The sequence below is a fragment of the Nocardia sp. SYP-A9097 genome (genome assembly GCF_009649815.1).
Classification (GTDB): domain Bacteria; phylum Actinomycetota; class Actinomycetes; order Mycobacteriales; family Mycobacteriaceae; genus Nocardia.
This window is the reverse complement of the sequence record NZ_WJIC01000001.1, coordinates 745,943-770,761: the sequence shown is the minus strand read 5'-3', so window position 1 is coordinate 770,761 and position 24,819 is coordinate 745,943. Positions and strand designations below refer to the sequence as shown.

Annotated in this window: 20 protein-coding genes; 10 read left to right on the top strand and 10 right to left on the bottom strand. The window is 67.5% G+C overall.

Annotation, left to right across the window (positions count from 1 at the left end):
• Positions 1-38: 38 nt before the first annotated feature.
• Both GFY24_RS03460 and GFY24_RS41615 read left to right on the top strand, forming a co-directional pair.
• A complete protein-coding gene (locus GFY24_RS03460; protein ID WP_375335989.1) occupies positions 39-1,346 on the top strand; it encodes a polysaccharide biosynthesis protein in 1,308 nt (435 codons plus the stop codon).
• A gap of 9 nt (positions 1,347-1,355) precedes the next feature.
• Positions 1,356-3,698 (top strand): hypothetical protein, encoded by a 2,343-nt coding sequence (locus GFY24_RS41615; protein ID WP_309230392.1) that lies wholly within the window; start codon positions 1,356-1,358, stop codon positions 3,696-3,698.
• Here GFY24_RS41615 and GFY24_RS03450 read toward each other — a convergent pair.
• Positions 3,685-4,857, bottom strand: coding sequence for a glycosyltransferase family 4 protein (locus tag GFY24_RS03450; protein WP_309230391.1), 1,173 nt, complete (start codon positions 4,855-4,857; stop codon positions 3,685-3,687). The genes GFY24_RS41615 and GFY24_RS03450 overlap by 14 nt on opposite strands.
• A gap of 195 nt (positions 4,858-5,052) precedes the next feature.
• Here GFY24_RS03450 and GFY24_RS03445 point away from each other — a divergent pair, with 195 nt between their 5' ends.
• Complete coding sequence (locus tag GFY24_RS03445) at positions 5,053-5,958, top strand: class I SAM-dependent methyltransferase (RefSeq protein ID WP_309230390.1); 906 nt, start codon at positions 5,053-5,055, stop codon at positions 5,956-5,958.
• Here GFY24_RS03445 and GFY24_RS03440 read toward each other — a convergent pair.
• The gene (locus GFY24_RS03440) at positions 5,920-6,219 is read right to left on the bottom strand and encodes a hypothetical protein (RefSeq protein ID WP_153803407.1); all 300 of its coding nucleotides are present in this window, start codon (positions 6,217-6,219) and stop codon (positions 5,920-5,922) included. The genes GFY24_RS03445 and GFY24_RS03440 overlap by 39 nt on opposite strands.
• Before the next feature lie 157 nt (positions 6,220-6,376).
• Positions 6,377-6,577 carry a hypothetical protein gene (locus GFY24_RS03435; protein WP_153803406.1) on the bottom strand — a complete coding sequence of 67 codons (201 nt, stop codon included), beginning with the start codon at positions 6,575-6,577 and terminating at the stop codon, positions 6,377-6,379.
• A 306-nt stretch (positions 6,578-6,883) separates the two neighbouring features.
• Here GFY24_RS03435 and GFY24_RS03430 point away from each other — a divergent pair, with 306 nt between their 5' ends.
• Positions 6,884-8,317, top strand: coding sequence for an aldehyde dehydrogenase (locus GFY24_RS03430; protein WP_153803405.1), 1,434 nt, complete (start codon positions 6,884-6,886; stop codon positions 8,315-8,317).
• A gap of 214 nt (positions 8,318-8,531) precedes the next feature.
• On the opposite strand, the gene GFY24_RS03425 is transcribed toward GFY24_RS03430, so the two are convergent.
• The 3 genes from GFY24_RS03425 to GFY24_RS03415 all read right to left on the bottom strand — a co-directional run bounded on the left by GFY24_RS03425 (position 8,532) and on the right by GFY24_RS03415 (position 12,962).
• Positions 8,532-10,358 (bottom strand): phosphoenolpyruvate carboxykinase (GTP), encoded by a 1,827-nt coding sequence (locus tag GFY24_RS03425; RefSeq protein ID WP_153803404.1) that lies wholly within the window; start codon positions 10,356-10,358, stop codon positions 8,532-8,534.
• Between the two features lie 223 nt (positions 10,359-10,581).
• Entirely contained in the window at positions 10,582-12,048 is a 1,467-nt protein-coding gene (locus tag GFY24_RS03420) for a hypothetical protein (RefSeq protein ID WP_309230389.1), read from the bottom strand.
• Between the two features lie 224 nt (positions 12,049-12,272).
• Positions 12,273-12,962: a hypothetical protein gene (locus GFY24_RS03415; RefSeq protein WP_153803403.1), complete on the bottom strand. Its 690-nt coding sequence runs from the start codon at positions 12,960-12,962 to the stop codon at positions 12,273-12,275.
• A gap of 243 nt (positions 12,963-13,205) precedes the next feature.
• On the opposite strand from GFY24_RS03415, the gene GFY24_RS03410 reads away from it, so the two are divergent.
• The 4 genes from GFY24_RS03410 to GFY24_RS03395 are packed head-to-tail and all read left to right on the top strand — an operon-like array spanning position 13,206 to position 19,475.
• On the top strand, positions 13,206-14,702 hold the full coding sequence (locus GFY24_RS03410; RefSeq protein WP_228565910.1) for a lipase family protein: 1,497 nt from the start codon (positions 13,206-13,208) through the stop codon (positions 14,700-14,702).
• Between the two features lie 59 nt (positions 14,703-14,761).
• Complete coding sequence (gene trmB / locus GFY24_RS03405) at positions 14,762-15,589, top strand: tRNA (guanosine(46)-N7)-methyltransferase TrmB (RefSeq protein WP_153803402.1); 828 nt, start codon at positions 14,762-14,764, stop codon at positions 15,587-15,589.
• Positions 15,586-16,332: an NYN domain-containing protein gene (locus tag GFY24_RS03400; protein WP_153803401.1), complete on the top strand. Its 747-nt coding sequence runs from the start codon at positions 15,586-15,588 to the stop codon at positions 16,330-16,332. The genes trmB and GFY24_RS03400 overlap by 4 nt, the downstream gene beginning before the upstream one ends.
• Positions 16,332-19,475: an MMPL family transporter gene (locus GFY24_RS03395; protein ID WP_309230388.1), complete on the top strand. Its 3,144-nt coding sequence runs from the start codon at positions 16,332-16,334 to the stop codon at positions 19,473-19,475. The genes GFY24_RS03400 and GFY24_RS03395 overlap by 1 nt, the downstream gene beginning before the upstream one ends.
• 57 nt (positions 19,476-19,532) lie before the next feature.
• Here GFY24_RS03395 and GFY24_RS03390 read toward each other — a convergent pair whose 3' ends face one another.
• Positions 19,533-21,176: a DUF2339 domain-containing protein gene (locus tag GFY24_RS03390; RefSeq protein WP_228565909.1), complete on the bottom strand. Its 1,644-nt coding sequence runs from the start codon at positions 21,174-21,176 to the stop codon at positions 19,533-19,535.
• A 681-nt stretch (positions 21,177-21,857) separates the two neighbouring features.
• Here GFY24_RS03390 and GFY24_RS03385 point away from each other — a divergent pair.
• Together GFY24_RS03385 and GFY24_RS03380 are read left to right on the top strand one after the other, a co-directional pair.
• Positions 21,858-22,049 carry a type II toxin-antitoxin system VapB family antitoxin gene (locus GFY24_RS03385; RefSeq protein ID WP_153803399.1) on the top strand — a complete coding sequence of 64 codons (192 nt, stop codon included), beginning with the start codon at positions 21,858-21,860 and terminating at the stop codon, positions 22,047-22,049.
• Positions 22,039-22,458, top strand: a complete 420-nt coding sequence (locus GFY24_RS03380; protein ID WP_153803398.1) for a PIN domain nuclease — start codon at positions 22,039-22,041, stop codon at positions 22,456-22,458. Before GFY24_RS03385 ends, GFY24_RS03380 begins: the two co-directional genes overlap by 11 nt.
• On the opposite strand, the gene GFY24_RS03375 is transcribed toward GFY24_RS03380, so the two are convergent.
• The 3 genes from GFY24_RS03375 to GFY24_RS03365 form a co-directional block, all read right to left on the bottom strand.
• Positions 22,446-23,267 (bottom strand): alpha/beta fold hydrolase, encoded by an 822-nt coding sequence (locus GFY24_RS03375; protein ID WP_153803397.1) that lies wholly within the window; start codon positions 23,265-23,267, stop codon positions 22,446-22,448. The genes GFY24_RS03380 and GFY24_RS03375 overlap by 13 nt on opposite strands.
• Positions 23,268-23,345: 78 nt before the next feature.
• A complete protein-coding gene (locus tag GFY24_RS03370) occupies positions 23,346-24,011 on the bottom strand; it encodes a DUF1707 domain-containing protein (RefSeq protein WP_309230423.1) in 666 nt (221 codons plus the stop codon).
• 103 nt (positions 24,012-24,114) lie between these two features.
• Positions 24,115-24,753 carry a response regulator transcription factor gene (locus GFY24_RS03365; RefSeq protein WP_153803564.1) on the bottom strand — a complete coding sequence of 213 codons (639 nt, stop codon included), beginning with the start codon at positions 24,751-24,753 and terminating at the stop codon, positions 24,115-24,117.
• Positions 24,754-24,819: the final 66 nt, after the last annotated feature.

Genomic DNA, 24,819 nt, shown 5'->3' with positions numbered 1-24,819 from the left:
CGGGGAGCGGGGGCGGGGTGGGTGGGAGCATTGCGGGCGTGTCCGTTGTACGTCGTCTACCCGTGGTGGCGGATCTGACGTTGGTTACGGCGGGGGCCATGACCGCCAATGTGGCGGGGTATCTGCTGCAGTTGCTGGCCAGTCGGTGGCTGGGGGTTGCCGGGTACAGCCCGTTCGCGAGTTTGCTGGCAGTGCAGCTGCTTTGTGCGGTGCCCGCGCTGGCATTGCAGAACGTGGTGGCTCGGGAAGTCGTGCGGGGGGCGGGGGTTGGCGCTGCTCAGGGGCTCGCGCTGCGGTGTGCCGGACTCGTCGCGGTGGTGGTAGTACCGCTGGTTCCAGTGGTGAGCGCGGTGCTTTCGGTGAGTTTCGTGGCCTCGGCGGCGGCCCTGTGCGCCGCGCCGGTGCTGGTGCTGCTCTCCGGGGAGCAGGGGATTCTGCAGGGGCGCAGCCGGTTCCGGGAACTGGCGATCGTGCTCGGCGGGGCCGGGATTCTGCGGGTGACGCCCGCGGTAGTGGTGCTCGCCGCCGGCGGTGGGACGGCCGCGGCGCTCTGGGCGGCGGCGGTCGGTATCGCGGTCGCGACACTTGGTGCCCGGCGAATGGTGGACGGCGTGGCCGGAGCCGACGCATCGGATGCGGCGGTCCGGGCGGGCCGGGGTGAATCCTGGTCGCGGACTTCATCGGAGATCACCGGGCGGGCACGCGAATACGCGGCCGGGGCCGGGGTGCTGCCGGTGTTCCGGGCGGCGCAGGTGCAGGCGGCGTTGATGGCATTGTCGTCGGCGGACTTGATCGTGTCGCGGATTGTGCTGGACGAGAACGATGCCGGGCGGTACGCGCTGGGGGCCATCGCGGCGAAGATCGCGTTCTGGCTGCCGCAGGCGGTGGGGGTGGTGCTGTATCCGCGAATGGCGCAGCCGCAGCACTCCGCGCGAGCGGTGCGGTCCGCGCTGGCCGTATTGACCGGGGTCGGGGCGGTGGCGGTGGCGGGAGCGGCCGTCGCGGCACCCCTCGCGCCATTGCTGGCCGGGCAGGATTACGCACCGGTGCAGGGACTCCTGTGGTTGTTCGCGCTGAACGGCGCACTGCTCGCCGTCTTGCAGGGCGCGTTGCTGTCCGCGATCGCCGCCGATCGGACCGCCCCCGCCGCCATCACCTGGCTGGGGCTGGCCATCGGAGTCGGGTTGATGCTCGGCTGCGCGCATTCGGTGTCGAGCCTGATCGCCATTGCCACGGCGACCTCCGCGCTCACGACGCTCGTCATTACGGTGCTGGCATTGCGCACCGCGCGCACGACCGGCGAAAGCGATTCCAGCGTCCCCGGTTTCGGGCCGAACGGCGCATAGGGTGCCGGTGTGAACGCGGACGGACGCAGGCAATGGACCCGGCTGATACCCGCCGCATACAGCCTCGTCCTGGCATTGGTCGTACTGGGCCCGCTCGTCGGCCCCGGATACCTACTGCTGCGTGACGCGGTGAGCACCCCCCGCTCCTACCTCACCGACTCCGCCCTCGGCCTCGGCGATGCCGCCCCCCGCGCCGTCCCCCAGGACGCACTCATCGCCACCCTGTCACCGCTGATCGACGGCGGCCTCCTGGTGAAAGCGATTCTGCTGGCCGCGCTCTGGCTCGCGGGCTGCGGCGCGGCCACCCTCGCCCGCCACCTCCTCCACGTCACCACCGGCCCCCAACTCGTCGCCGCCACCGTCGCCATCTGGAACCCCTACGTCGCCGAACGCCTCCTCCAAGGCCACTGGAGCCTCCTCACCGGCTACGCCGCACTCCCGTGGATCGCACTGCTCGCCACCCGCCTACGCACCGCGCACACACTCGCTCTCGATTCGGCGATGGCCTCGAACATCCCTGGTGCGGAACGCGACCCGGCAAAAGCAAGTCCCCATGCGACACCCATTGCCGAGCAGACGGTGGCCACCCCGCAATCCGCCGTGGATAGCGTCGGGTCTCCTGCCGAATCCAGTCGATCCGCCGTTTGGACGGGGGTCAGCCACGCGATACCCTCCCGTACCTGGCCGATCTGGGGGGCGCTCGGCGGCTGGTTGGCCGCGGCGGGGCTGACGCCGACCGGCTCGCTGCTCGCGGGATGCGTGGCATTCCTGCTGGTGGGCAAGCGGAATCTGCTTGGCGCACTGGGCCTCTGGATCGCCGCCTCCGCACCGTGGCTGGCCGCGACCGTACTCGCGGGCTCAGGCGCCGAACCCTCGGACCCGGCCGGTGTCGCTGCCTTCGCGGCCCGCGCCGAACCCTGGCTCGGAACCCTCGGCAGCCTGGCGGGATTGGGCGGCATCTGGAACAGCACGGCCGTCCCCGATTCGCGCACAACGTTTTTCGCGCTGGTCGGGACGGTTCTACTGCTCGCCGTGGCCGGCACGGGCGTGCGCTCGGTCCTCGGCCGCGCCAAACCCCGGATGGCCACTGGTGCAGCCGATATCACCGCTTCCCGAGCGGAAGCCGACGTCGGCGGCGCGGAGATCGGCTCCCGCACAGGCGAATTCACCTCGGATGATTCGGGTGCAATACCTGCAAGTGCGAGACCTTCGCACCGAGCGTCCGAAGCGGCCGATGTGGAAAATGGCGGCGCACTCTCCCACACCGAGACAAACTCCAGCCCAACAGAATCGGATAGCGCTGCGGCAGCGCATACGCGGCGGCTATTCGCGGGGCTGGCGGAGGCAGCGCATACTCGGCGGGTACTCGCAGGGCTGGCCGTGGCGGCGATTGCGCTGCCCGCGCTCGGCGCTACCGGGTGGGGGCATTCCGCTGGGGAATTCCTGGTGACGAAGGTGCCAGGTGCGGGGTTGCTGCGGGATACGCAGAAGTTCGTGGCGTTGGCGATGCCCGCGTTCACGCTGTGCGCGGCCGCCGGGTGCCGGGTGGTGGCCGGATGGATCGCGACGCGACGCGACGCGGCGGATGCGGGGGTTGCGGGAAGTACCTTCGCGGATCAGGGCGAGTTCGGCGGCTTGGCGGCGATCGGTGGCAGTGGTGTGGCGACTGGGCGCGAACCATCCGCCGGACAGAGCTCGCGCCGTGGGCCGGTCGGGGTGGTGGCGGCGGTTTTCGTTGTGCTGGTGTTGATTTCGCTGCCGGATATGGCCTGGGGTGTGGGTGGGGCTCTGCGGCCGGTGAAGTATCCGGGCGGATGGGAGCGGGTGGCCGCGCTGGTGCAGGGGCCGGGGGATGTGGCGGTTTTACCCGGGGGGATGTTTCGGAAGTTTCGGTGGGCCGGGGGCGCACCGGTTTTGGATCCGGCACCGCGGATGTTGCCGCGAGATGTGCTGCAGACGGGGGAGCTTCCGGTGCAGGGGGCGACGGTCTCCGGGGAGGGGGCGCGGGCGCTGGAGGTGGAGCGGTTGTTGTCGCGGGGTGGGTCGGCGCAGGGGCTGGCTCGGCTGGGGGTGGGGTGGGTGCTGGTCGAGGCCGGTACGCCGGGGCCGATGGGTGAGTCGAAAACTGCTCTGGGGCAGTTGAATTCGGTGTATGCCGATCGGGATCTGCAGCTGTATCGGGTGCCCGGGAGCATTACCGCGCATGATGCTTCGGCGGGGGCTCGGCGGGTGGCGGGTGCGGCTCATCTGCTGTGGGCCGTATTGCTCTGCGGTGGAATAGTTTCCGTGATCAGCCTGGCCGGAATCCCCGCGCGGAACCGGCGGCGATCGGTTCAGCTCACGAAACCGTAGCGCCCGCAACGAGTCCCGAGACGCGTTCACCGCGCGATACCGCGGACAGTACGTCGAATACTCCGTTTCCGGTTTGCTCCCAGGAGAATTCGCGTGCCCGAGCCCGCGCCTTCTCACCGAGCACGGTCCGGGATTCGGCATCGCCGAGCAGTTCACCGACCGCCTCGGTCAACTGCGCGACATCGTCGACCAGTACCCCGGTCACCCCGTCCACGACGGAGTCGGTGAGCCCGCGGGAGCTGCGGTAGCCGACGGTCGGCACCCCGTGCTGCGCCGCCTCGATAACCGCCAGCCCCCAGCCTTCCTTACGGGACGGCAGTACATGCACCCAGGCACGGGCCAGCAGTTCGTGTTTGCGGTCCTCGTCCACATGCCCGTGGAAGGTGACCGCGTCCGCGATCCCGAGTTCGGCGGCGTGGGTGCGCAGGTTGGCGTCCCACCAGCCGCCGCCGATCACGTCGAGGTGCAATCCGGGAATGTGCCCGCGCAGACCGGCAACCGCGGCCATGGCGTCCTCGATCTGCTTGTGCGGGACCAGCCGCGACAGCACCACGATGCTGGGATGCGCGGTCCGCGTCTGCTGATCACCGGTCGGCACCCGCGCGGGCACCGGTTCAGCCCCATTGCGCACCACCGCGATTCGCGCCGCCTCGACCCCGAGCGCGGTCAATTCCTCCGCCGAGGGCAGCGACACCGTCAAATACTGGTTCTCCCGGTGCACACGCGGTGAGAGCCGGGATTCGATCCACCAGCCGATCCGCCCGATCAGCCGCCCGGCCACCGGCCACTGCTCCCGATGCCCGTGATGCACCAGCACCACGGTGGGCGCGGCGGCGGCCGTGCGCGCGAAGAAGGGGATTCCGTTCTGGGTGTCGATCACGGCATCCGGCCGCACGCCCCGCAGCGGTCCGACTCCGAACCGGCCGAGCGCGATGGCGGCGAGTGCCCGCGGATACACCGTGTACCGTCCGCCGCCGCGACTGATCTGGATCCCGTTCGAGTGTTCGCGGCGTGCCGCGCCCGCATACCGTGCGGTGCGCAGCGTGACCTTCACACCGCGCGCCGCCAGTTGGGCGCCCACCTGTTCCAAGTACCGCTCACTGCCTCCGCCCTGCGGATGCCCGGTGTCGCGCCAGCACAACAGCAGCACTTCACGCACGGACGATCTCCAGGGTCACTAAGGCGGACGGCGAACAATGGGGTCCACCCTATCGCCCGGCCCGCGTCTTCGCGGCAACAGTGGTCAGCCGACCTGCGGCCCCCACCCCGACCGTGCACTCACGGCGGTGATTTGTCGCGATTTCCGCCCCGGGTGCACGCTCAGCGGGGGAACGGCTGTGCGAGACTGGCCGCCGTGCTTCGAGCCCAGCAGAAGAGTGTCGGGAGACGTCCGCGATTCGCGCGGCGGGCCACCTTACGGCGGTCGTTGCGACTGCTGGGGAGTTTCCGGTTCGAGCAGACCGATCCGGGATTGTTCTATGGCGGGGTGGCCGCGGATACCGCGGATATGGTGGGGGATTTCTATCGCGATCTGACCGGGCAGTCGCTGCGAGGAGCCGTGGTGCTCGACGTCGGGGGTGGGCCGGGCTATTTCGCGGACGAGTTCGGGCGGGTGGGGGCGCGATATCTGCCGGTCGAGCCCGATCCCTCGGAAATGCACGCGGCGGGATTGCGGGTGGCGGGCGCGGTGCGCGGATCGGGGATGGCGCTGCCGTTCCGGGACGATGCGGTCGAGGTGTGTATCTCCTCGAATGTCGCCGAGCATGTGCCGAAGCCGTGGGTAATGGCCGAAGAGATGCTGCGGGTCGTCAAACCCGGTGGGCTGATGGTGTTTTCGTACACCGTGTGGTTCGGGCCGTTCGGCGGGCACGAGACGGGGCCGTGGCATTACCTGGGCGGGGAGTACGCGGCGCGCCGGTATCGCCGAAAGTTGGGGCGGGAGCCCAAGAATCGCTTCGGGCGGTCACTGTTCGCGGTGAGTGCGGCCGAGGGCATGCGCTGGGCGCACGCGACACCCGATGATGTCGAGGTGCTGGCGGTGTTCCCGCGGTATCACCCGCGCTGGGCCTGGTGGGTGGTTCATGTTCCGCTGGTGCGCGAACTGCTCACGAGCAATCTGGTCGTGGTCGCCACCAAGCGAGCCGGGGCGAGCGATCGGACCGGCGCCACGAGAACCGCTGTGGGCGAACATGATTCGGCCACGACTGGAACGGCTGCCGATTCAGCGTTCGAGTCGGCCGCGACGCCAGAGTCTTCGTAGGCCGCCGCATTCGGGTTCGCCCCAGGGTGACTCCTGGGTTGCGAGCCCGACGGTCTCCATGGCGGTGAGCCCGACCTGAATGGCGAGGGCATTCACCGCGGCAACCGCTTCGGCGGCTTGTAATGCGGCAGTTGCCTGTTCGGTGGTGAGGGTCCGCCCCGGCAGGAATGACACCACCCAGCCGCCGACGCCAACGCTTTTCGCCTGATGGGGCGTGAGATCGCTTGTCATCAGCGACCGATCGACCACTTGCACCGCCATGACCCGGACTCCCCTGTGCGATAACGCTTCACGTATAGAGCGAGCTAGCCAAGATAGCTATTAGCATGCTCGCCGCGACGATGGAATGCAATAGTGCGTTTCGCGAAAAGCGAACCGACAGGTTGGAATTCGAAACCGCGGAGTGCCGCGCGATAGCTCAGAAGTCGCCCATCACCAATCGCAGTACCGGCTGCCCCAATCGTGCGGCGCCACGCGAACTTTCGACGACCTCCACCCGCCAGCCCGGCGGCAGCGCCTTCTGCAACTGGCTCGCGGCCCGCTGCATCGGCGTACCGGCCGGCGCCGCGATCCCGGTCAACTCCGTAAGCACGAAAGCGTCGATGTCCACCTTGGTCATGCCGTTCGCCTACCTTTCGCGTGCGGATCGAGTAGCCGGCCGAGGGCTGGAGATTTCGAAAGGAGGCGCGGCAACCGAAATACCAATAGCTAATTTATAGCAATCGACCAGATAGATCGTGGAGTGGAGCCGAACAGAGCATAGGACACCAATAGGCAAAGCGAATTGCGAACCGCGATCGCGGGAACGAATTCGCCCGCCGAAAGAGAAACCGAGAAGTTGACTTTCAGTTTTATCCCACTGAGCGGGACAGCAGTCCGGGCGACACTACAGACAGCTCTCGGGCCAAAACTGTAACGTGTTCTCATGGATTACCAGAGTCTGTTCATCGGCGGTCGCTGGACCGCTCCCGCCGGTTCCGAAACCATCCAGGTCGTCTCCCCCGCCACCCTCGAAACCGTCGGCAGCGTGCCCAATCCCACCCGCGCCGATGTCGACGCCGCGGTCGCCGCCGCCCGGCGCAGCTTCGATCACGGACCCTGGCGCAACACTCCGCCCGAGAAGCGGGCCGAACTCCTGGCCCGCGCGGTCAACCTGCTCGACCAGAAGGCGGGCGACTTCGCCGCGGCCCTCTCCGCCGAGATGGGCGCGCCGACCATGGCCGCCAACACCCTCAACTACATCCCCGCCCGGGCCACCCTCGACTTCTACGCCGGCCTCGGAAAATCCTTCCCCTGGACCGAGACTCGCACCGGCCTGTTCGGCACCACCCGCGTCTCGCGCGAACCGGTCGGTGTGGTCGCCGCGGTCATCGCCTGGAATGTGCCCATCTTCCTGGCTGTCAACAAGCTCGCCCCCGCCCTGCTGGCGGGCTGCTCGGTGGTGCTCAAGCCCGCCCCGCTGACCCCGCTCTCGGCGAACCTGCTCGCCGATCTGTTCACCGAGGCCGGGTTGCCCGAGGGTGTGCTGTCGGTGCTGCCCGCCGATGCCGAGGTCTCCGAATACCTGATCTCGCATCCCGATGTGGACAAGGTGACCTTCACCGGCAGCTCCGCGGTGGGCCGCAAGATCGCGTCCATCGCGGGGAGTCAGCTCAAGCGCTGCTCCCTGGAATTGGGTGGCAAATCCGCAGCGATCCTGTTGCCGGACATGGATATTGCCGATATGCCCAAGCTCGTCTTCGCAGGTTTGATGAACAGCGGCCAGGCGTGTGTGGCCCAGAGCCGCATCCTGGCCCCGCGTAGCCGCTATGACGAAATCCTGGGCGCACTCACCGAATCCGTGGGCGCCTTCCCGCTCGGCCTGCCCGATGACCCGAATGCCCAACTGGGCCCGCTGATCTCGAAGACGCAGCGCGAACGCGTCGAGGGCTACATCGCCAAGGGCAAGGACGAGGGTGCCCGCCTGCTGCTCGGCGGCGACCGCCCCGCCGACCTCCCCGGCTGGTACGTCCAGCCCACCGTCTTCGCAGATGTCGCAAACACCATGACCATCGCCCGCGAAGAGATCTTCGGCCCGGTCCTGTCGGTCCTGCCCTACGACACCGAGGAGGAGGCCATCGCCATCGCGAACGACTCCGACTACGGCCTGGCCGGCTCGGTCTTCACCACCGATATCGAACACGGTGCGGCCATCGCCGCTCAGATCCGCACGGGCACCTACGCCATCAACTGGTACGCCTTCGACCCGTGCGCCCCGTTCGGCGGCTACAAGACCTCCGGCATCGGCCGCGAGAACGGCCCCGAGGGCCTGGAAGCGTACTGCGAACTCAAGTCGCTGCTCATGCCTTTCGGCTCGTAACGCATCACGAAAACGGCCCGCCCACACCGGTTAAGTGCAGGCGGGCCGTTTCGGAATCTGCGCGCTCAGTCCGCCTCTCCGCGCCTTTTGCCGATCACCAACCCGCCCCGCGGGTTACGTTGCGGACCGGCGATCGGGTACCGGCTGAGTTCGCCCGTACCCGACGAGTTACCCGAACCTCACGAGATCAGTTGTCGCGTCGGCAGAACCCAACCTATCCGAGGCGCTCTTTCAGGGCCTCGAATTCGTCGCGCACGCCCGAGGGCAGCTTGTCGCCGATGAACTGGAACCACTCCTCGATGAGCGGGATTTCGCGCTTCCACTCTTCGGGGTTGACCGCCAGGGCCTCGTCGACGTCGGCGGGGACCACGTCCAGGCCCGCGAGGTCGAGGTTGGTGGCGACCGGCACATTGCCGATCGGGGTGGCGGTGGCTTCGGCGGTGCCTTCGATGCGGCCGATGATCCACTCCAGCACGCGGGAGTTCTCACCGAATCCGGGCCACAGGAAGCGGCCGTCCTCGCCGCGACGGAACCAGTTGACGTAGAAGATCTTCGGCAGCTTGTCGGCGTCGGCGTTCTTGCCGAGGTTCACCCAGTGGCCCAGGTAGTCGCCGACGTGGTAGCCCATGAACGGGAGCATGGCCATCGGGTCGCGGCGGACGGTGCCGACCTTGCCCTCGGCGGCGGCGGTCTGCTCCGAGGAGAGCGTCGCGCCCATGAAGACGCCGTGCTGCCAGTCGAAGGACTCGGTCACCAGCGGGACGGTGGTCTTGCGGCGACCGCCGAACAGGATGGCCGAGATCGGCACGCCCTGCGGGTCGTCCCATTCGGGGGCCAGGGTGGGGCACTGCGACATCGGGGTGCAGTACCGCGAGTTCGGGTGCGCGGCGAGGGTTTCCGACTCGCGCTCGTGCCAGTCGTTGCCCTTCCAGTCGATCAGGTGATCGGGCCGGCCCTCCAGGCCCTCCCACCACACATCGCCGTCATCGGTGAGCGCCACGTTGGTGTAGACCGTGTTGCCCGCGTCGATGGTGGCCATGGCGTTGGGGTTGGAGGAGTGGTTGGTGCCCGGCGCGACGCCGAAGAAACCGAACTCCGGGTTGACGGCGTAGAGCTGCCCGTCCTTGCCGAACCGCATCCAGGCAATGTCGTCGCCGAGGGTTTCGGCGCGCCAGCCCGGGATGGTCGGCTGGATCATGGCGAGGTTGGTCTTGCCGCAGGCCGACGGGAAGGCGGCGGCCACGTAGTAGGCCTTGTTCTCCGGCGAGATGAGCTTGAGGATCAGCATGTGCTCGGCCAGCCAGCCCTCGTCGTGCGCCATCGCGGAGGCGATACGCAGCGAGTAGCACTTCTTGCCCAGCAGCGCGTTGCCGCCGTAACCCGAACCGTAGGACCAGATTTCGCGGTCCTCGGGGAAGTGGGTGATGTACTTGGTGTCGTTGCACGGCCACGGCACATCGGCCTGGCCCTCGCCGAGCGGCGCGCCCACGGAGTGCAGCGCCTTCACGAACGGGCGATCGGTGCCGAGCTTCTCCAGCGCGGCGGTGCCGGCGCGGGTCATCACGCGCATGGACACCACGACGTACTCGGAGTCGGTGAGTTCGACGCCCAGCTTGGGGTCTTCCGCGCCGAGCGGGCCCATGCAGAACGGCACCACGTACATGGTGCGGCCCTTCATCGAGCCGCGGTACAGCTCGGACATGGTGGCGCGCATCTCGGACGGATCGACCCAGTTGTTGGTGGGTCCGGCGTCGATTTCATTGCGCGAACAGATGTAGGTGCGAGATTCGACGCGCGCGACGTCGGAGGGATCGGAGAGGGCGAGGTACGAGTTCGGCTTCTTGGCCTCGTTCAGCTTCTTGAACGTGCCGGCCGCGACGAGCTGCTCGGAGAGCCGCATCGCCTCTTCCTCGGAGCCGTCCACCCAGACCACGCGGTCTGGCTGGGTGAGTTCTGCGACCTCCTGTACCCAGGCAAGCAGTTCCTTGTGCTCGGTGGGCGCGGTGCCATCGTGAAGACCAGGAATGGTCGCTGAGGTCATGAAACAACTCTCCTGAATTGGGTGGCCCGGGGTGCTCGCGACACCGAGTGCCACCATTGCGGCAAGGCACCCACCGTCGCCTTGCAGGTAGCTCGCCCCGGCTGGACGGCGTACAAGGACCAAGCGGACGCCCAGGTTCCTGCCATAGAGGTTAACGCCATATATCCCGGGGTATGGAATCGGGTTGTCCAGTCGGTACCGGGTCGAAACCTCCGACCAGCGATTATGCGAAATCGAGTGCGTTCAGGTCACGTTCACATGCCGTCAACAAAGCGGGTCTCCGTTGCGCCGCGTGCCGCAATTGCGCCTCCAATTCACCGACCCGACGGTCTGTTTCGACCATGCGGGCGGTGCTTGCCCGCAGCACCTGTTCGGTGAGTCGCTCCTCCGCCTCGACCACCGCCGTCGCCACCCGCTGCTCCAGCTGCGCCTTCACGTTGACCAGCGCGTCTGCCACCCACTGCCGTAAATGAGCGCGCTCAGCCAGTTGTTTGCGGGCCCGCACCACCCAGCCCGCGACGGCCACGCCGAGCAACAGACCGACCGGAACAATGGCGTATTCGGCCGCCGCCCACCACGCCAGCGGAATCACCAGCAGCCGGCCCAGCCCGAAGCCCGCCGATGCCCCGAGCGCGATTGTCAGATGATCTTCGACACCCCGGCAGCGTGGTTCCGGATCCGGGCCGACCCGCGGCCGCCGATCACCCCGGATCGGCGCGGGCAGCGCGCCCGACGGCTCGACCGCCGGTTCCGCAGGGCGAACGGTCTTCTCGATCAACTCCTCCAATTCCAGGAGCCGGGCTTGAATGGAGCGATCCGTTTCATGTGTGATCTTTTCCACCGAAACCTGTAAGCCCTGTGGATAACCGGCGTGTGCGGTGCGCGGCAACCGCTCGATCTCGGTGCGCGCGGCCGCATTCAACGCCCGAATCCGCACTCCGGCGTCGTGCAGTAAATCCACCCGCGCCAAATGTGTCCGATTCCGCAGCATCGACATGGCCGTCCCGCGCCCGCCGTCATTCACCGCCAGCAGCGTCGCCCGCTCCGCCCGCAACACCGCCACATCCCCGCCGGTGCGCAGCCTGTCCAACTCCTGTTGGATCCGCGCCCGTGTCTCACCGAGCACCCGCTCCCGGACCATCGCCGTCTGATCGCGCACCGCTCCCGCCCCGACGGCCGCTACCAGCCGCGCGTGCAACAACCCGATCCCCGACCGATCCCCCAGCGCCGCATTCCCGTTCGCCCGCGCCACCACCGCCATCCGCGCCGATACCGGCAGGATCTCGACCCGCTCCCCCGCTATATATCCGTCCGGCACGTGCCCCGACAGCAGCTCGGCATTCCGATCCCGTATCTCCCGCCATTCCCGATGCGCGTGAAAACCGGCCAGCGCGAACACGATCCGAGTCCCCTCGGCCCGCAATGCCCGCACCACCGCCAGTATCTCCCGCCCGATCGGCGTGCCCGATTCGAGCACTACGCAGGCCACCGCCGCCGGTCGCCGCGGCCCCGCACCCACCTCATCGCCGGTCAGAAACTCCACTCGCGGTGCGCACCTGGCCAATTCGGCCCGTAGCAGCGCGACCTGCACATCATCGTCACCGACCAGCGCGACCGCTCCGGTCTTCGGCTCCGTACTACCGCGCATTGCCAGCAGCAGCGCCATGCCATGCGGATTCCACCGCGTCACAATCGCTTCCGCCGCAGCGGATAGTCCAGTCGGCCGCACCTCGGGGACCTGAACCGGCGGAACGGGTTCAGGTGGTGGCAGCGTTCTTTCGACTGGCGGCAAATCCAATGCGAAGGGAGACGGTGCCGATCCGGGTAGGGGTTCAGGTTCGCGGTCCAACACCGAATATTCGTTGCCCCGGGCGGATCGGGTTGGGATGAATAGCGGATCGGCGGTCCGCGGGGCTACAGCGCGCCCGCATCCGACTCGCGGGCGATCGCCGCGACGGCTTGTTCGTAGCGTTCGTGCAGGGCCCGGTAGATCGGGTCCATTCCGCTGGCGGAGTGCAGGATTTGCAGGAGCGGCTGGGGCGCGAGGTCCGGGGCACGGCGCAGGGCCGCGAGGGCGCAGGAGACGCCGTACAGGTCCCAGCGATCCAGGAGGGATCGGCGAGCCGAGTCATCTTCGGCGATAACGGGGTCGGCGAAGATGTCCGGGGTGAGGGTGAAGGCCGGGTCGGTGCTGCCGTGGTGGCGACGCAGGGTTTTCAGGTCGGCTTCGGTGAAGGTGCCCGCGCGGGTGCGGGCGGCGAGGGACGCCACGGCGGGGAGGGTGAGCAGGCCGAGCGTTTCGGTGTGGCGGTCGGCGGCCTGCGCGGCATCGGACCAGCGGTGACCGATGGCGTCGGCCTTGTTCAGGATCACCAGGGTCCGATCCGGAGCGAGCGGGGCGAGCGCGCGGCGGTCGGCCGGGGTGAGGGTGCCGGGGAGGATATATAGGAACAGGTCCGCGTCCAGGATCGGATCGGCTTGCTCGGGTGCGTCGATCGGCGAGGTCTCCTCAGCGGTCATGAGGGACAACGCGTTTCGCACGGTGGACTTACCGGCGCGGGCACGGCCGGTGATCTGGATGCGCGGTGATCGCCCTGCCGGCACGTGGGCAGCGTAATCGGCGCACCGTGCGCTCGGGGCCGGTTCGGGCCGCGAATAGGTCCGACCGGCGAGATCACAAAAGCGGCTGAAGTGCGGGTCTATCTGTGCGACAGGATAATTCGGCGGAACCGCTCTTCCCAGACACCGTGATCTCCCCTAGGGTTTCGATCCGGTCGGCTGTTCAGCCGATAGCGGCAGCGACGGTTCCCTCGGGTCCGACAGCCGGACTCACACACGGAGGTTGCGATGACCGTTACCGCTGATGCCTTGACCACGGCCGATTCGCCTGCGGGACAGCCCGATCCGATGGTGCGGCAGGTGCTCGCGGATACCGTCGACGCTTCCACCACGGCCTCGACCACCGCGCCCGTCGCCCCGACCACGGCGCTCGCTGTTCGTAATGCCGGATCGCTCGCGGTCAATGATCGCGGTGCGCAGTGGCGTGCCCCGGCCTCGGCCCGGCCGCTGCCGCCCGGCAAGGATCCCTTCTTCCGCGCACCCCACGGTTTCGCCCAGCAGGCTCCCGGCACCGTACTGCGTAGTCGCCCAGTGGAATTGGCGCTGCTCGGGATCGTCCCGCAGCAGGTGGCGGCGTGGCAGCTGCTGTATCGCAGCACCGATCTGGATGGGAAGCCGGAGGTGGCGGTCACCACGGTGCTGCTGCCGAAGGGCGCGACGCCGGATCCGGAGCGGCCGCTGCTGGCGTTCGGTTCGGCGATCGACGCGGTCACCGATCGCTGCGCGCCGTCCTACGCATTGCGGCTCGGCGCGGTGTCGCCGGGCTCGATCACCCAGTTGGAGTGGCTGCTGGTGGCGAACGCGCTGCGCCGCGGCTGGGCGGTGACGATCGCGGATCATGTAGGGCAGCAAGGGAATTTCGGTGCGGCACGGGAGCCCGGCTATCGCTCGCTCGACGGGGTACGCGCGGCGCTCGGCTTCGCCCCGCTGGGTTTGCGGCCGGATACCAAGGTCGCGGTGTGGGGTTACTCCGGTGGCGGTATGGCCAGTTCGTGGACCATCGAGATGGCTCCGGAGTACGCGCCGGAGTTGAATATCGTCGGTGCCGCGCTCGGCGCGCCCGTGGGTGATCCCCGCGAGGTGTTCATGAATTTGAACGGCGGCATGTACGCCGGTTTCCCGGCGATCGTCGTCTCGGCGCTGCAGCGCGTGTATCCGGCGCTCGCGGATGTGGTCCGCAAGGATTTCACCGAGGAGGGCCGCCGCATTCTCGATCGCGTGCAGAGTCTGGGCCCGATCGCGGCACTGCCGCTGCTGATCGGCCGTCGGATGGAACACCTGCTACACCGCCCGCTGCATGAGGTGCTGCCGGAGCTGGAGGGCATGTTCGACGACATCCGCCTCGGCAATACCGCGCCCACGTGCCCGGTACTGGTCGTGCATCCGGTGAATGACCAGGTCATCGACGTGGCGGGGATCGACGGTCAGGTGGAGCGGTACCGGGAGGCGGGCGCGTCGGTCTGGTACGTCCGCGATCGGCTGAGCGAACACTTCTCCCTACTACCCTTGGCGACCCCACTCAGCCTGGATTGGCTGGCCGATCGGATCGCCGGGAAAACTCTCACAGAACCCACAACCAAGACCGTCTGGTCGGTGGCGCTCTCGCCCGCGCATTGGCGCGGCATGGTGGAAATGGCAACTACCGCAATGCGAGTCACGCTCGGACTGTCCCTGACATCCGAGTCGGGGCAGGTCGCTGCCGAGGAGTCGGGCCTGGCAGCCTGAGTGATGGCATACGCCCGAACACGTAGTCGATTGCTGCGCTAACCATCCGATACTGGACAATGGACGCCGTGAACGACGCCGCGAACCACACTGCCGAGTCAGTCCCCGGACCGCGGTCCGCCGACCACGCCGGTGACGGTGATCACGCCGTCGAGGGCGTGCCACGCGCCGTGGGCGGTAACCGCCTCTACCCCCGGGTCACCAGCTTCCGCTCGCGCCGGGGCGCGCTGACGCCGCCGCAGCAGGAATCCTGGACCCGGATGTGGCCGCGCATCGGCGCGGACGTCTCCGATCGCCGGCTGGACGCCGACGCCTGGTTCGGCCGGACCGCGCCGCTGATCATCGAGATCGGTTGCGGCACCGGCACGGCCACCGCGGCCATGGCGCAGGCCGAGCCGGAGTTCAATCTGATCGGCGTCGAGGTCTACAAGCCGGGCCTGGCCCAGCTGGTACAGCGGGTCGAGCGGGAGAACATCGAGAACATTCGACTCCTGCGCGGTGACGCGGTCGATGTACTCGAAAACATGATTGCTCCGGAATCGCTGACGGGTGTCCGGGTCTTCTTTCCGGACCCGTGGCCGAAGGCGCGGCACCATAAGCGCCGGCTGCTGCAGCCCGCGACCCTGACCCTTATCGCGAGTCGCCTGAAGCCCGGCGGCGTGTTGCATGTGGCGACCGATCACGCCGATTATGCCGAGCACATTGCCGAGGTCGGTAAGGGAGAATCGCAGCTCATCGGCATGAATGAGGCCACGGGAGGGGACTCTTCGCGGTACCTTGAAACCGCACCGATCGGTTTTGAACGTCCGATTACCAAGTTCGAAGGAAAAGGACTCCGCGCGGGTAGCGCCATCACGGAGTTCATCTGGGGGAAGATCGAGTCATGAGCGTCAGTGAGATGGCCCCGGAGGTCGCGGATGTTGCCGAAATAATGCACGGCACTACCTCTTCCGAACTAGCGGGCACCACCGGCCTTTCCGGCAGTAGTACCGACTTCCGTCGCGTCCTACTCGTCTGGGACGCACCGAATCTCGATATGGGGCTCGGTGCCATTCTCGGCGGCCGGCCCACCGCCGCGTACCGGCCGCGTTTCGACGCGCTCGGCCGCTGGCTGCTCGCGCGCACGGCGGAGCTGTCGGTCGGCAGCCGCCAGCGGGTGGAGCCCGAAGCCACCGTCTTCACCAATATCGCCCCCGGCACCGCCGATGTGGTGCGGCCTTGGGTGGAGGCGCTGCGCAATGTCGGCTACGCGGTCTTCGCGAAACCGAAAATCGACGAAGATTCCGACGTCGACAGCGATATGCTCGCCCATATCGAGTTACGCCGCCGCGGCGCGGGGCTGGCCGGAATCATGGTCGCTTCCGCCGATGGCCAGGCCTTCCGTGCACCGCTCGAGGAGATCGCCGCCAGCGGAGTGCCCGTTCAGGTGCTCGGATTCCGCGAGCACGCGAGCTGGGCGGTCACGTCGGATATTCTCGAGTTCATCGACCTAGAGGACATCCCGGGCGTGTTCCGTGAACCGCTGCCCAGGGTGAGCCTCGACTCGCTGCCCGACGAGGGAGCATGGCTGCAGCCGTTCCGGCCGCTGACGGCATTGCTCACCTCCCGCCCCGCTCAAGGAGTCGCTTAGTGTTCACCCGCTGGGGCGACCTGGTCTACAAGCTGCGCTATACCGTTCTAGGTGCGGTGGTCGCTGCCCTGCTCTCGCTCGGCGCCTTCGGGCTCGGAGTCGAGGACCACCTCAGCTCCAGCGGCTGGTTCGACCCCAATTCACAATCGACACAGGCAGCGGTACTGAAGGATTCGGTGTACAGCCGCGATCACAACAGTGACGTGGTGCTGCTGTATACCGCGCCCGACGGGAAGACCGTCGACGATCCGGCGTGGAACCAGAAGGTCATCGACAGCCTCAACGCGCTGCCGAAGAAGTATCCGCAGATCGCCAAGGTCAATGTCTCGCCGTGGAAGACCGATACGGGTCAACAGCTCGCCCAGGCGGTCAGTCCCGATCGAAAGCGCGCGTTCGCCTCCGTTGCCCTCAACGGCAATAACGACAACGAGATGCTGCAGGCTTACGGCGCGGTTCAGAACGCCTTCTCGATTCCGGATGTCAGGGTCGAGGTCGGTGGCCTGCAACCGATCGCCTACACCTTGAACAATACGATCGCCAGCGATGTGAAGCGCATGGAGATGCTCGCGCTCCCCGCGGTCGCGGTCCTGCTGTTCTTCATTTTCGGCGGAATCGTCGCCGCCGCACTGCCATTGATCATCGGTGGTCTGACGATCATCGCCGCCAACGGCATGATCATGGCGCTGACCAAATACACCGAGGTGAACTCGTTCGTCTCGGCCGTGGTGTCGATGATCGGTCTGGGCCTGGCCATCGACTACGGCCTGTTCATCGTGAGCCGGTTCCGCGAGGAATTGGCCGAGGGTTACGACACGCGTGCGGCCGTGCGACGTTCGGTGATGACCGCCGGGCGCACGGTGACCTCCTCGGCGACCATGATCATCGCGGCCAGCGCGGGCATGCTGCTGTTCCCGCAGGGCTTCCTGAAGTCGGTCGCCTACGGCACCATCGCCGCGGTACTGCTGGCCATGATCACCTCGCTCACCGTGCTGCCCGCGCTGCTGAGCATTCTGGGTCCGCGCGTGGACAGCTTGAGCCTCAAGTGGATTCGCAAGACCAAGACCGCCGAAGAGATCGAGAACGGCTTCTGGGGCAAGCTCACCGCGTGGGTGATGAAGCATCCGCTCAAGGTCGCGATTCCGCTGACCATCGGATTGCTGCTGCTCATCATCCCGGTGAAGAACCTGCAATTCGGTGGAATCTCGGAAACCTATCTGCCGCCGACCAATTCGGTACGACTGGCGCAGCAGCACTTCGACGAGACCTTCCCATTGCGCAAGTCGGATCCGGTGCAGTTGGTCATCACGACCGACAATTCCAAGGACATCGGGCCGATTCTCCAGCAGGCGAACAAGGCTCCGGGACTGGTGAAGAACGCGCAGTTCGGCATTCCGGCCAAACCGCCGAACGGATCCAACGTCTGGGTATCCGAGGCGACCGTCGAGGACAGCGCACATCCCGAGTCGACCGTCGACTATCTGCGGTCGATGGATCTGCCCGACGGTGTCGAGGTCGCGGTCACCGGCCAGCCCGTCATGATGATGGACAGTCTCTCCTCGCTGCTGGATCGCATGCCGTGGATGATCGGCATCGTCCTGCTGGTCACCACGATCCTGATGTTCCTCACCTTCGGCTCACTGGTGTTGCCATTGAAGGCCGCGCTGATGAGCGCGCTCGGCCTCGGATCCACGCTGGGCATCCTGACCTGGATCTTCATCGACGGTCATGGTGCGTCGCTGCTGAATTTCACGCCGCAGCCGATTACCGCGCCGGTGCTGGTGCTGATCATCGCGATCATCTACGGCCTCTCGGTGGACTACGAGGTATTCCTCTTGTCCCGCATGGTCGAAGCCCGCGCCCAGGGCGCGAGCACCACCGAGGCGGTCCGTCAGGGCACCGCGCAAACCGGGCGCATCATCACCGCCGCCGCTCTGATTCTGCTCGTCGTGACCGGTGCGTTCGCCTTCTCCGATCTGGTGATGATGCAGTACATCGCCTACGGCATGGTGGCGGCGCTGTTCATCGACGCGACCGTGCTGCGCATGCTGCTGGTGCCCGCCACCATGAAGCTGCTCGGCGACGACTGCTGGTGGGCTCCGGCCTGGATGAAGCGGATTCAGCAGAAGATCGGGCTCGGCGAACCCATGCTCGCCGATGAGCGGCCCGGTGGCGGTGAAGTGGTCGACCTGGTGAAGACCACACCGATTACCGATCCGGTCACCATGCAGATGCCCGCGCTGACCGATACGGGGGCGCTGCGGCTACGCAAGCCACGGCCGGCCCGCAAGATCGATATCAATAGTGAGGCGCCCACCCAGCGCATCGCCAAGTCCAGCGGCCCTATTCTCGGCACCCCGGACTCGGCCGCGCCCTCGGGCAGCGGAAAGCCTTTCGGCCCACCGCAATCCGCCCCCGTCATACCGCCCGCGGACAACCCGCCCGCACCGGATTTCAACGCTCCGCTCACGAACCTCGGCGCGCCCGGCGGCACTGTGCCCGCGGTATCGAGTGGTTCGACCGGTGCGGGGTTCCGTTCGGCGGCGGAGGACACTCCGACAACGGATTTCGGGGTGACCGCCGGTTCCGGCGTGACGCCTCGGACGATCGACTCGGGCGCTATGCCCGGTACGATGCCCACCAATGGCGGCTTCGATACACCGGCTCCGGCCGCAGAGGCTCCGGCGGCCGCACCGAGCGTGATTCCGTCGGTGTCGGCTCCTGTACCTGCTCCGACTCCAGCTGCTCCCGCTCCTGCAGCTCCCGCTGCTCCGGTTCAGGCTGCGGCGCAACAGGATTCGCCGCGCGAGACACCGCATGCGGTTGGCGCGGAGCGGGTATTGCCGCCGCCGTCCGGGTCGCAGAAACTGCCGCCGCATCCCGCCACTCGCGCACAGCTGTATCAGCCGCACGAGGCGCAGGAGCTGCTGGAATCCGATGCGGCACAGCCGCATCCGACGCATCACTCGGCGGAGGATGAGCCGCAGGGCGGTGGGCGCAGCAGCATCGAACAGTGGATGTCGGATCTGCGTTCGGCTCGCCGGCGCACCGGCCAGACGGACGATGACGACGAAGGTAAGCACCGCGGTGGCGACGGCCGCACCGTGAGTGTGAACGAACTGATCCGCCGCCAGAACCGCGACTGAGTCGATATACCGAAAACGCCCGGCCGAGTTCATGACTCGGCCGGGCGTTCACGTCTCTCAGGTGCGCTGCGCGGGATCCCCGGCCTCGGCGAACGCGCGGGCGTAGCGGGTACCGACCAGCAGCAGGAGTACGCCGACCACCAGGAAGGCGGCCGCCCGGAGCAGGCCGTCGAGGGTGGCCAGGTCGAACAGGAAGAGCTTGGCCAGGGCGGCCGCGGTGACCAGCAGGCCACCGGCGAGCGCGACCTTCGCCGACTGTGGGGCGCGGGAAAGGCGACGCAGGCCGAAGAACAGTGCCGCGGTCGCGGCGGCCATCCATACGACGGTGGCAATGCCGTGGCCCGCGAGGAATCCATCCGGGCGGCCGGTCGCTACGCCGAGCGAAACCGTCAGCGCCGTAACCGCGTACAGGCTCGCGATTCCGCCCACCACCGCGACGGCCGTCGCATCGCTTTCGCGGGCAACAAGACCCAGTCGACGCGCGGACCAGAACGCGGCGGCGAGCGCCGCGAGCGCCGCCGCGGCGGACAGCGCGGTCGAAATACCCAGGCGCTCTTGGGCATACCACTGGTCGGACAGGGTCGCCGGACCGGCGATATCCACCAGGGCCACCATGCCGAACACTCCGAAGGCGGCGCCGATACCCGCGGCCACCCGGGACCGCTGCTGTCCACCCGCACCCAGGAAGGTGAGTGCGATCAGGAACAGCGCGACCGGCAGCGTCTGCGTATCGGTCACCCCGAAGCAGGTCTCCAGCAGTGCGAACGCCCCGGCCACGGCGGCGACTAATGCCAGATGACCCGGAATCCGTACCCGCTCAGCCAGTTTCGGTATCCATCGCACAACCGCGACAAGGAGCAGTACGGCGGCGAATCCGGCCGAGATCAGCACGGCGGTGCGCCGCTCGAACATGGCGGGCGCGGCCAGCAGCGGCATGGTCGCCGCCGCGAAGGTCAGGCTCGCGGCGACATCCCCGGACCGTCGCCGCACCACGAGCACCGTGCCCACCAGCCCGACCACGGCGACCGCGATACCCGCCGCCAGCACCTCATACCGATGCCCACGCGAGGCGTCCCCAAATCCCGCCACGGCCACCGCGATAATCGTGGCGAGCACCGCCGGAACCGTGCGCACAATATGCAGGTAAGGCCAGTCCCTCTCCAATTGCACTGGTACAGCGGCAATCTGCAACACGATCAGGAAGGCCAAGAGCGCCAATTCGGTGGTCACCACAGGCGACAGCAGTGCCGCCCCCAGCACCACCATGACCGCCAGCGCCTGCGACCGCCACTGCATGGCCAGCCCCACCCCGCCCGCCGCGATTCCCAGCGCAACCCCGTATCCCACAACAGGATTCAGCCACCCGTACATGGTTGTCACCGCGACGACATCCAGGTATCCCCCAGCGATACCCGTAGCTGCCAGCGCGACCGCCCCCACCTGTCCCCCCGCCTTCCCGTGCACTCGCATCCCGAAGGCCACCAGCACCCCCGAAAACACGGCCCCCGCAACAACTCTCGGCACCGGACCGAAGAACCCCGCCTGCGCCGCCAATACCAGCAGCATCACCACCCCGATCAGCGTCACCCCCACCCCGGCCACCGCCAGCACCCGGCTGACCACCCCTTCCCGCTGCCACCACGGCGCCCGCCGCTCCCGCACCGGCACTCCCCTCCGCTGCTGCTGCGGAAGCGGCGGCATCACCCCACACCCACCCGGCGAACTCCCCATCCACCCCGCCCGCCCACTCCCATACCCACCCTGCGCATATCCCGGCATCCCCTGCGGATATACGGGCATCGCCACCGGCGGCACCGACCCGGCGCTCTGGCTCCACCCCGTAGAACTGGCCGGCGATACACCGGTGCCGGGCGGAATGGTCGGAACTCCCTCTGCCACACCACCTTCCGCCACAGCCACCATTACAGGTGGAATGGGCGGAATCGGGCCTGGCCCCGCAGCTTCACCCGTACCACTCGGCACGGAGGAACCCTGCGACTCGGACTCGCGGGATAGCTCGGCCCCCGGAGGCTGCGCCCGCCCGGGTGCGGGCATGGGAACGCCCGCTGCCGGTGCGGCAGCGGGCGGAGTGAACGGTGTGGCGGGTCGCGCGATGCGCGGATCGATGACCAATTGGCTACGCAGGACCTCGAGGTCGCGGCCGAGGATTCCCATGTGCTCGCTGAGGGAGGTGAACTCGGTCGACAACCGTGCGATCAAACGAGGATCGATGGCTGTATTCATGCCGACAATGCTCGCGACCAGCCGGTCCGACGGGATGAGTAGAAACACTCGGGTGGTGGGCGGTTCCTACCTGTTCTCAGGACGATCGTCCGTTTTGATATCTGATAACCTCGAAAAAGATATCGTTTGGAGGTGACCATGTCCCGGACTGTTCTCGATGTCGATGACGAGCTGCTGGCTCAGGCAGCGAAAATCCTGGGCACCTCGAAGAAGGTGGCTACCGTCAATGCCGCGCTGGCCGATGTGGTGCGCCGGCGGCAGCGCGAGGAATTCGCGGAGTGGGTGAAGGCCGGCGGGCTCACCGACGCCACCGAGCCCGATGAGCACTGAGTCATACCTGATCGACAAGTCCGCGCTCGCACGTTGGGGAAAGCCCACTGTCGCACCGATTCTCGATGAATTGTCGGCGCGTGGCCTGCTGGCGATCTGCGGGGTGGTGAAGTACGAGGTGCTTTTCAGTGTCCGCCGAACTTCCGAACTCGAGCGTGTCCGGCAGCTGCTGCGCGGCTTCGATTGGCTGCCCATGCCGGACGAGGTATGGGATCGAGTGAACGAGGTACAGATTCAGCTGATCCGGGCAGGGAATCATCGAGCCGTTTCGCTGCCGGACCTGACCGTCGCGGCGGTCGCCGAGCGGCACAGGCGCACCGTGCTGCACTACGACGGTGACTTCGACATGATCGCGAAGGTCACCGGGCAGTCCGTTCGGTGGGTGGTCGCGGCTGGTCAGGCGGATTGAGTCGCGGATTCGCGGGCGATGGTGGCGCGGATTTCGGTGGTGATGCGGGTGGGAGATTCGAGCATGGGGACGTGGCCCAGGCCCGGGAGCGGGCGGACTTCCAAGGTTGGGGTGGAGGTCAGGGTGGGGTAGAGGTGGGGTGGGAGGACTCGGTCGAATTCGGGGAGTAGGAGAGTGGCGGGGACTGCCAGGGATGCGAGGGTGGTGAAACCTGTTGGGAGGGCGGGATCTTCGGCCAGGTCGTCGAGGATGGTGCAGTGAGCGGGGGCGGCGGCCATGGCTCGGGCCAGCTGTGGTGGGACTTTTGTGGGGGTGTGCGCCAGCAGAGGGAGCAGGAGGCTGCGGATCATGGCGGGCAGAGCCGGTGGGGTGTCGGAGCCGAAGCCGATGAGGGGGCTCATGCCACGGAATTTGCGGACCAGGGCGTCGGCGGCCGCGGGGTTGCCCCACAGGCCCGCCGGGGAGATCGCGGTGACGGTGCGGGCGCGGCCGCGGGCGGCGAGTTCCAGGGCTATCCAGCCACCGAGCGAGTTGCCGACGATATGTGCTGTGGGCCAACCGGTTTCGTCGAGGAGTGCCTCGGCCCAGTCGGCCAGTCCGGCGACCGTGGTGGGGTGGGCGGCGGCGGGGCCGCCGTAATGGCCGGGGAGGGTGGGGGCCAGGATGTCGTGGTCGGCGCGCAGGTCGTCGATGACGGGGAGCCAGCACTGCCAGGTGAGCAGGACGCCGTGCAGGAGCAGCAGCGGGGCGCCACGGCCGGTGCGCAGTAGTGGTTTGGGAGTCGGGTCCACTGTGCTGCCTGCCGCCATGGGCGTGACGATACCTGCCGGAACCGCCGGTCGCCGCAATCGATTCGCGGACAGTGACGATGCCCATTCGGGCCCCGATCACGCCCCGTTGAGGAACTTCTTCCAGTGCGTGCCGAAGGGATGCTTGGCACTGACCGAGCCGAAACGCACCTTGCCGTGCACGACCAGGTGCAGTGGGCCGATGGGCGGGCCGGTGCGGACCTTGGTCTCGGCGCTGCCGCCGATCAGCTCCAGGCCGTTCAGGTCGACGGTGGCGTCGGGGGGAACGATCAGTTCGAGCGAGCTGAAATAGTCGTTGACCCGGATCTCCACCACCTGGGTGGACATGACGGCCTGGGTGAAGTCCAGTTTCACGCTGCCCGCGAAGGAGTCGATCAGAATGGTCTGCGGCACATGCCAATTGCCGTGCCGTTTGACGCCGGACAGGCGGCTGCGGATCACATTGCCGGGTGCGATCGAATGCGCCATGCGCGGCGCGTACTGCGGACGCGCGGTGTACCCGTACTGCGGCCGGGGCGCATAGGTGAATTGCGGCGCTTTGGGCGCGGGCTGCCCGGCGAGCCGGATACCCGGCAGGTCGACCAGTACCACATTGAGTTCACCGCGGGTTTTGGCGGCGAGCGCGGTATCCATGCGCTCGGTGAATTCCCCCAGTGACAGCATGCCGAGTCCGACCGCGCGCTGCAGTAGTCGTCCGACGTGTTCGCGTTCTACATCCGATACCCGCAGGTCGCGTTCGCCCACCACGGCGGCCTCGACGCTGGAAATCGATTCTGGACCTCCCATGTATTCGAGGCTACGAGCCGGTGGGCGGCCGCGCATCAGGGCAATCCCTGATCCCGCGCCCCTATTCGCCGTCCAGGCCCTGTTCGATGGCGTAGCGGGTGAGCTCCACGCGATTGCCGAGCTGCAGTTTGCGCAGCGTGGATTGCACATGGTTCTCGACGGTGCGATGGCTCAGGCTCAATCTGGTGGCGACCTGCTTGGCGGACAAGCCCTTCGCGACCATGCGCAGCACTTCGGTTTCACGATCGGTGAGGGCGGGGCGATGCGGTTCGTCGCGATCGGGCGGCGTATTGGCGATGCGCCGGTATTCGCCGAGCACCAGGCCCGCCAGGCCGGGGGTGAAGACCGCCTGACCCGCCGCGGTGGCATGGACGGCATCGACCAGTTCGGTGGCGGAGGCGCTTTTCACCAGGTAGCCGATGGCCCCGGCTTTGATGGCGTCGAGCACGTCATCGCGTTCGGCGGAGGCGGAGAGCACCAGGACGTGGGTGCGCGGGGAGACGCGCAGGACTTCGGCGGTGGCGTCCGCGCCATTGCCGTCGGGGAGTTGCATATCCATGAGGACGACATCGGGTTGGACGGCGGCGGCGCGGCGGCCCGCGGTGGCGACGCCGTCGGCGGTGGCGAGTACCTCGAATCCGGCTTCGGCGAGATCACGGGCCACGCCCTCGCGCCAGATCGGGTGATCGTCGACCACCATGATGGAGATCCGTTCGCCCGCGGCCTGTTCAGACACTCTCGCCTCCCGATTCGGACATGCTGCTGC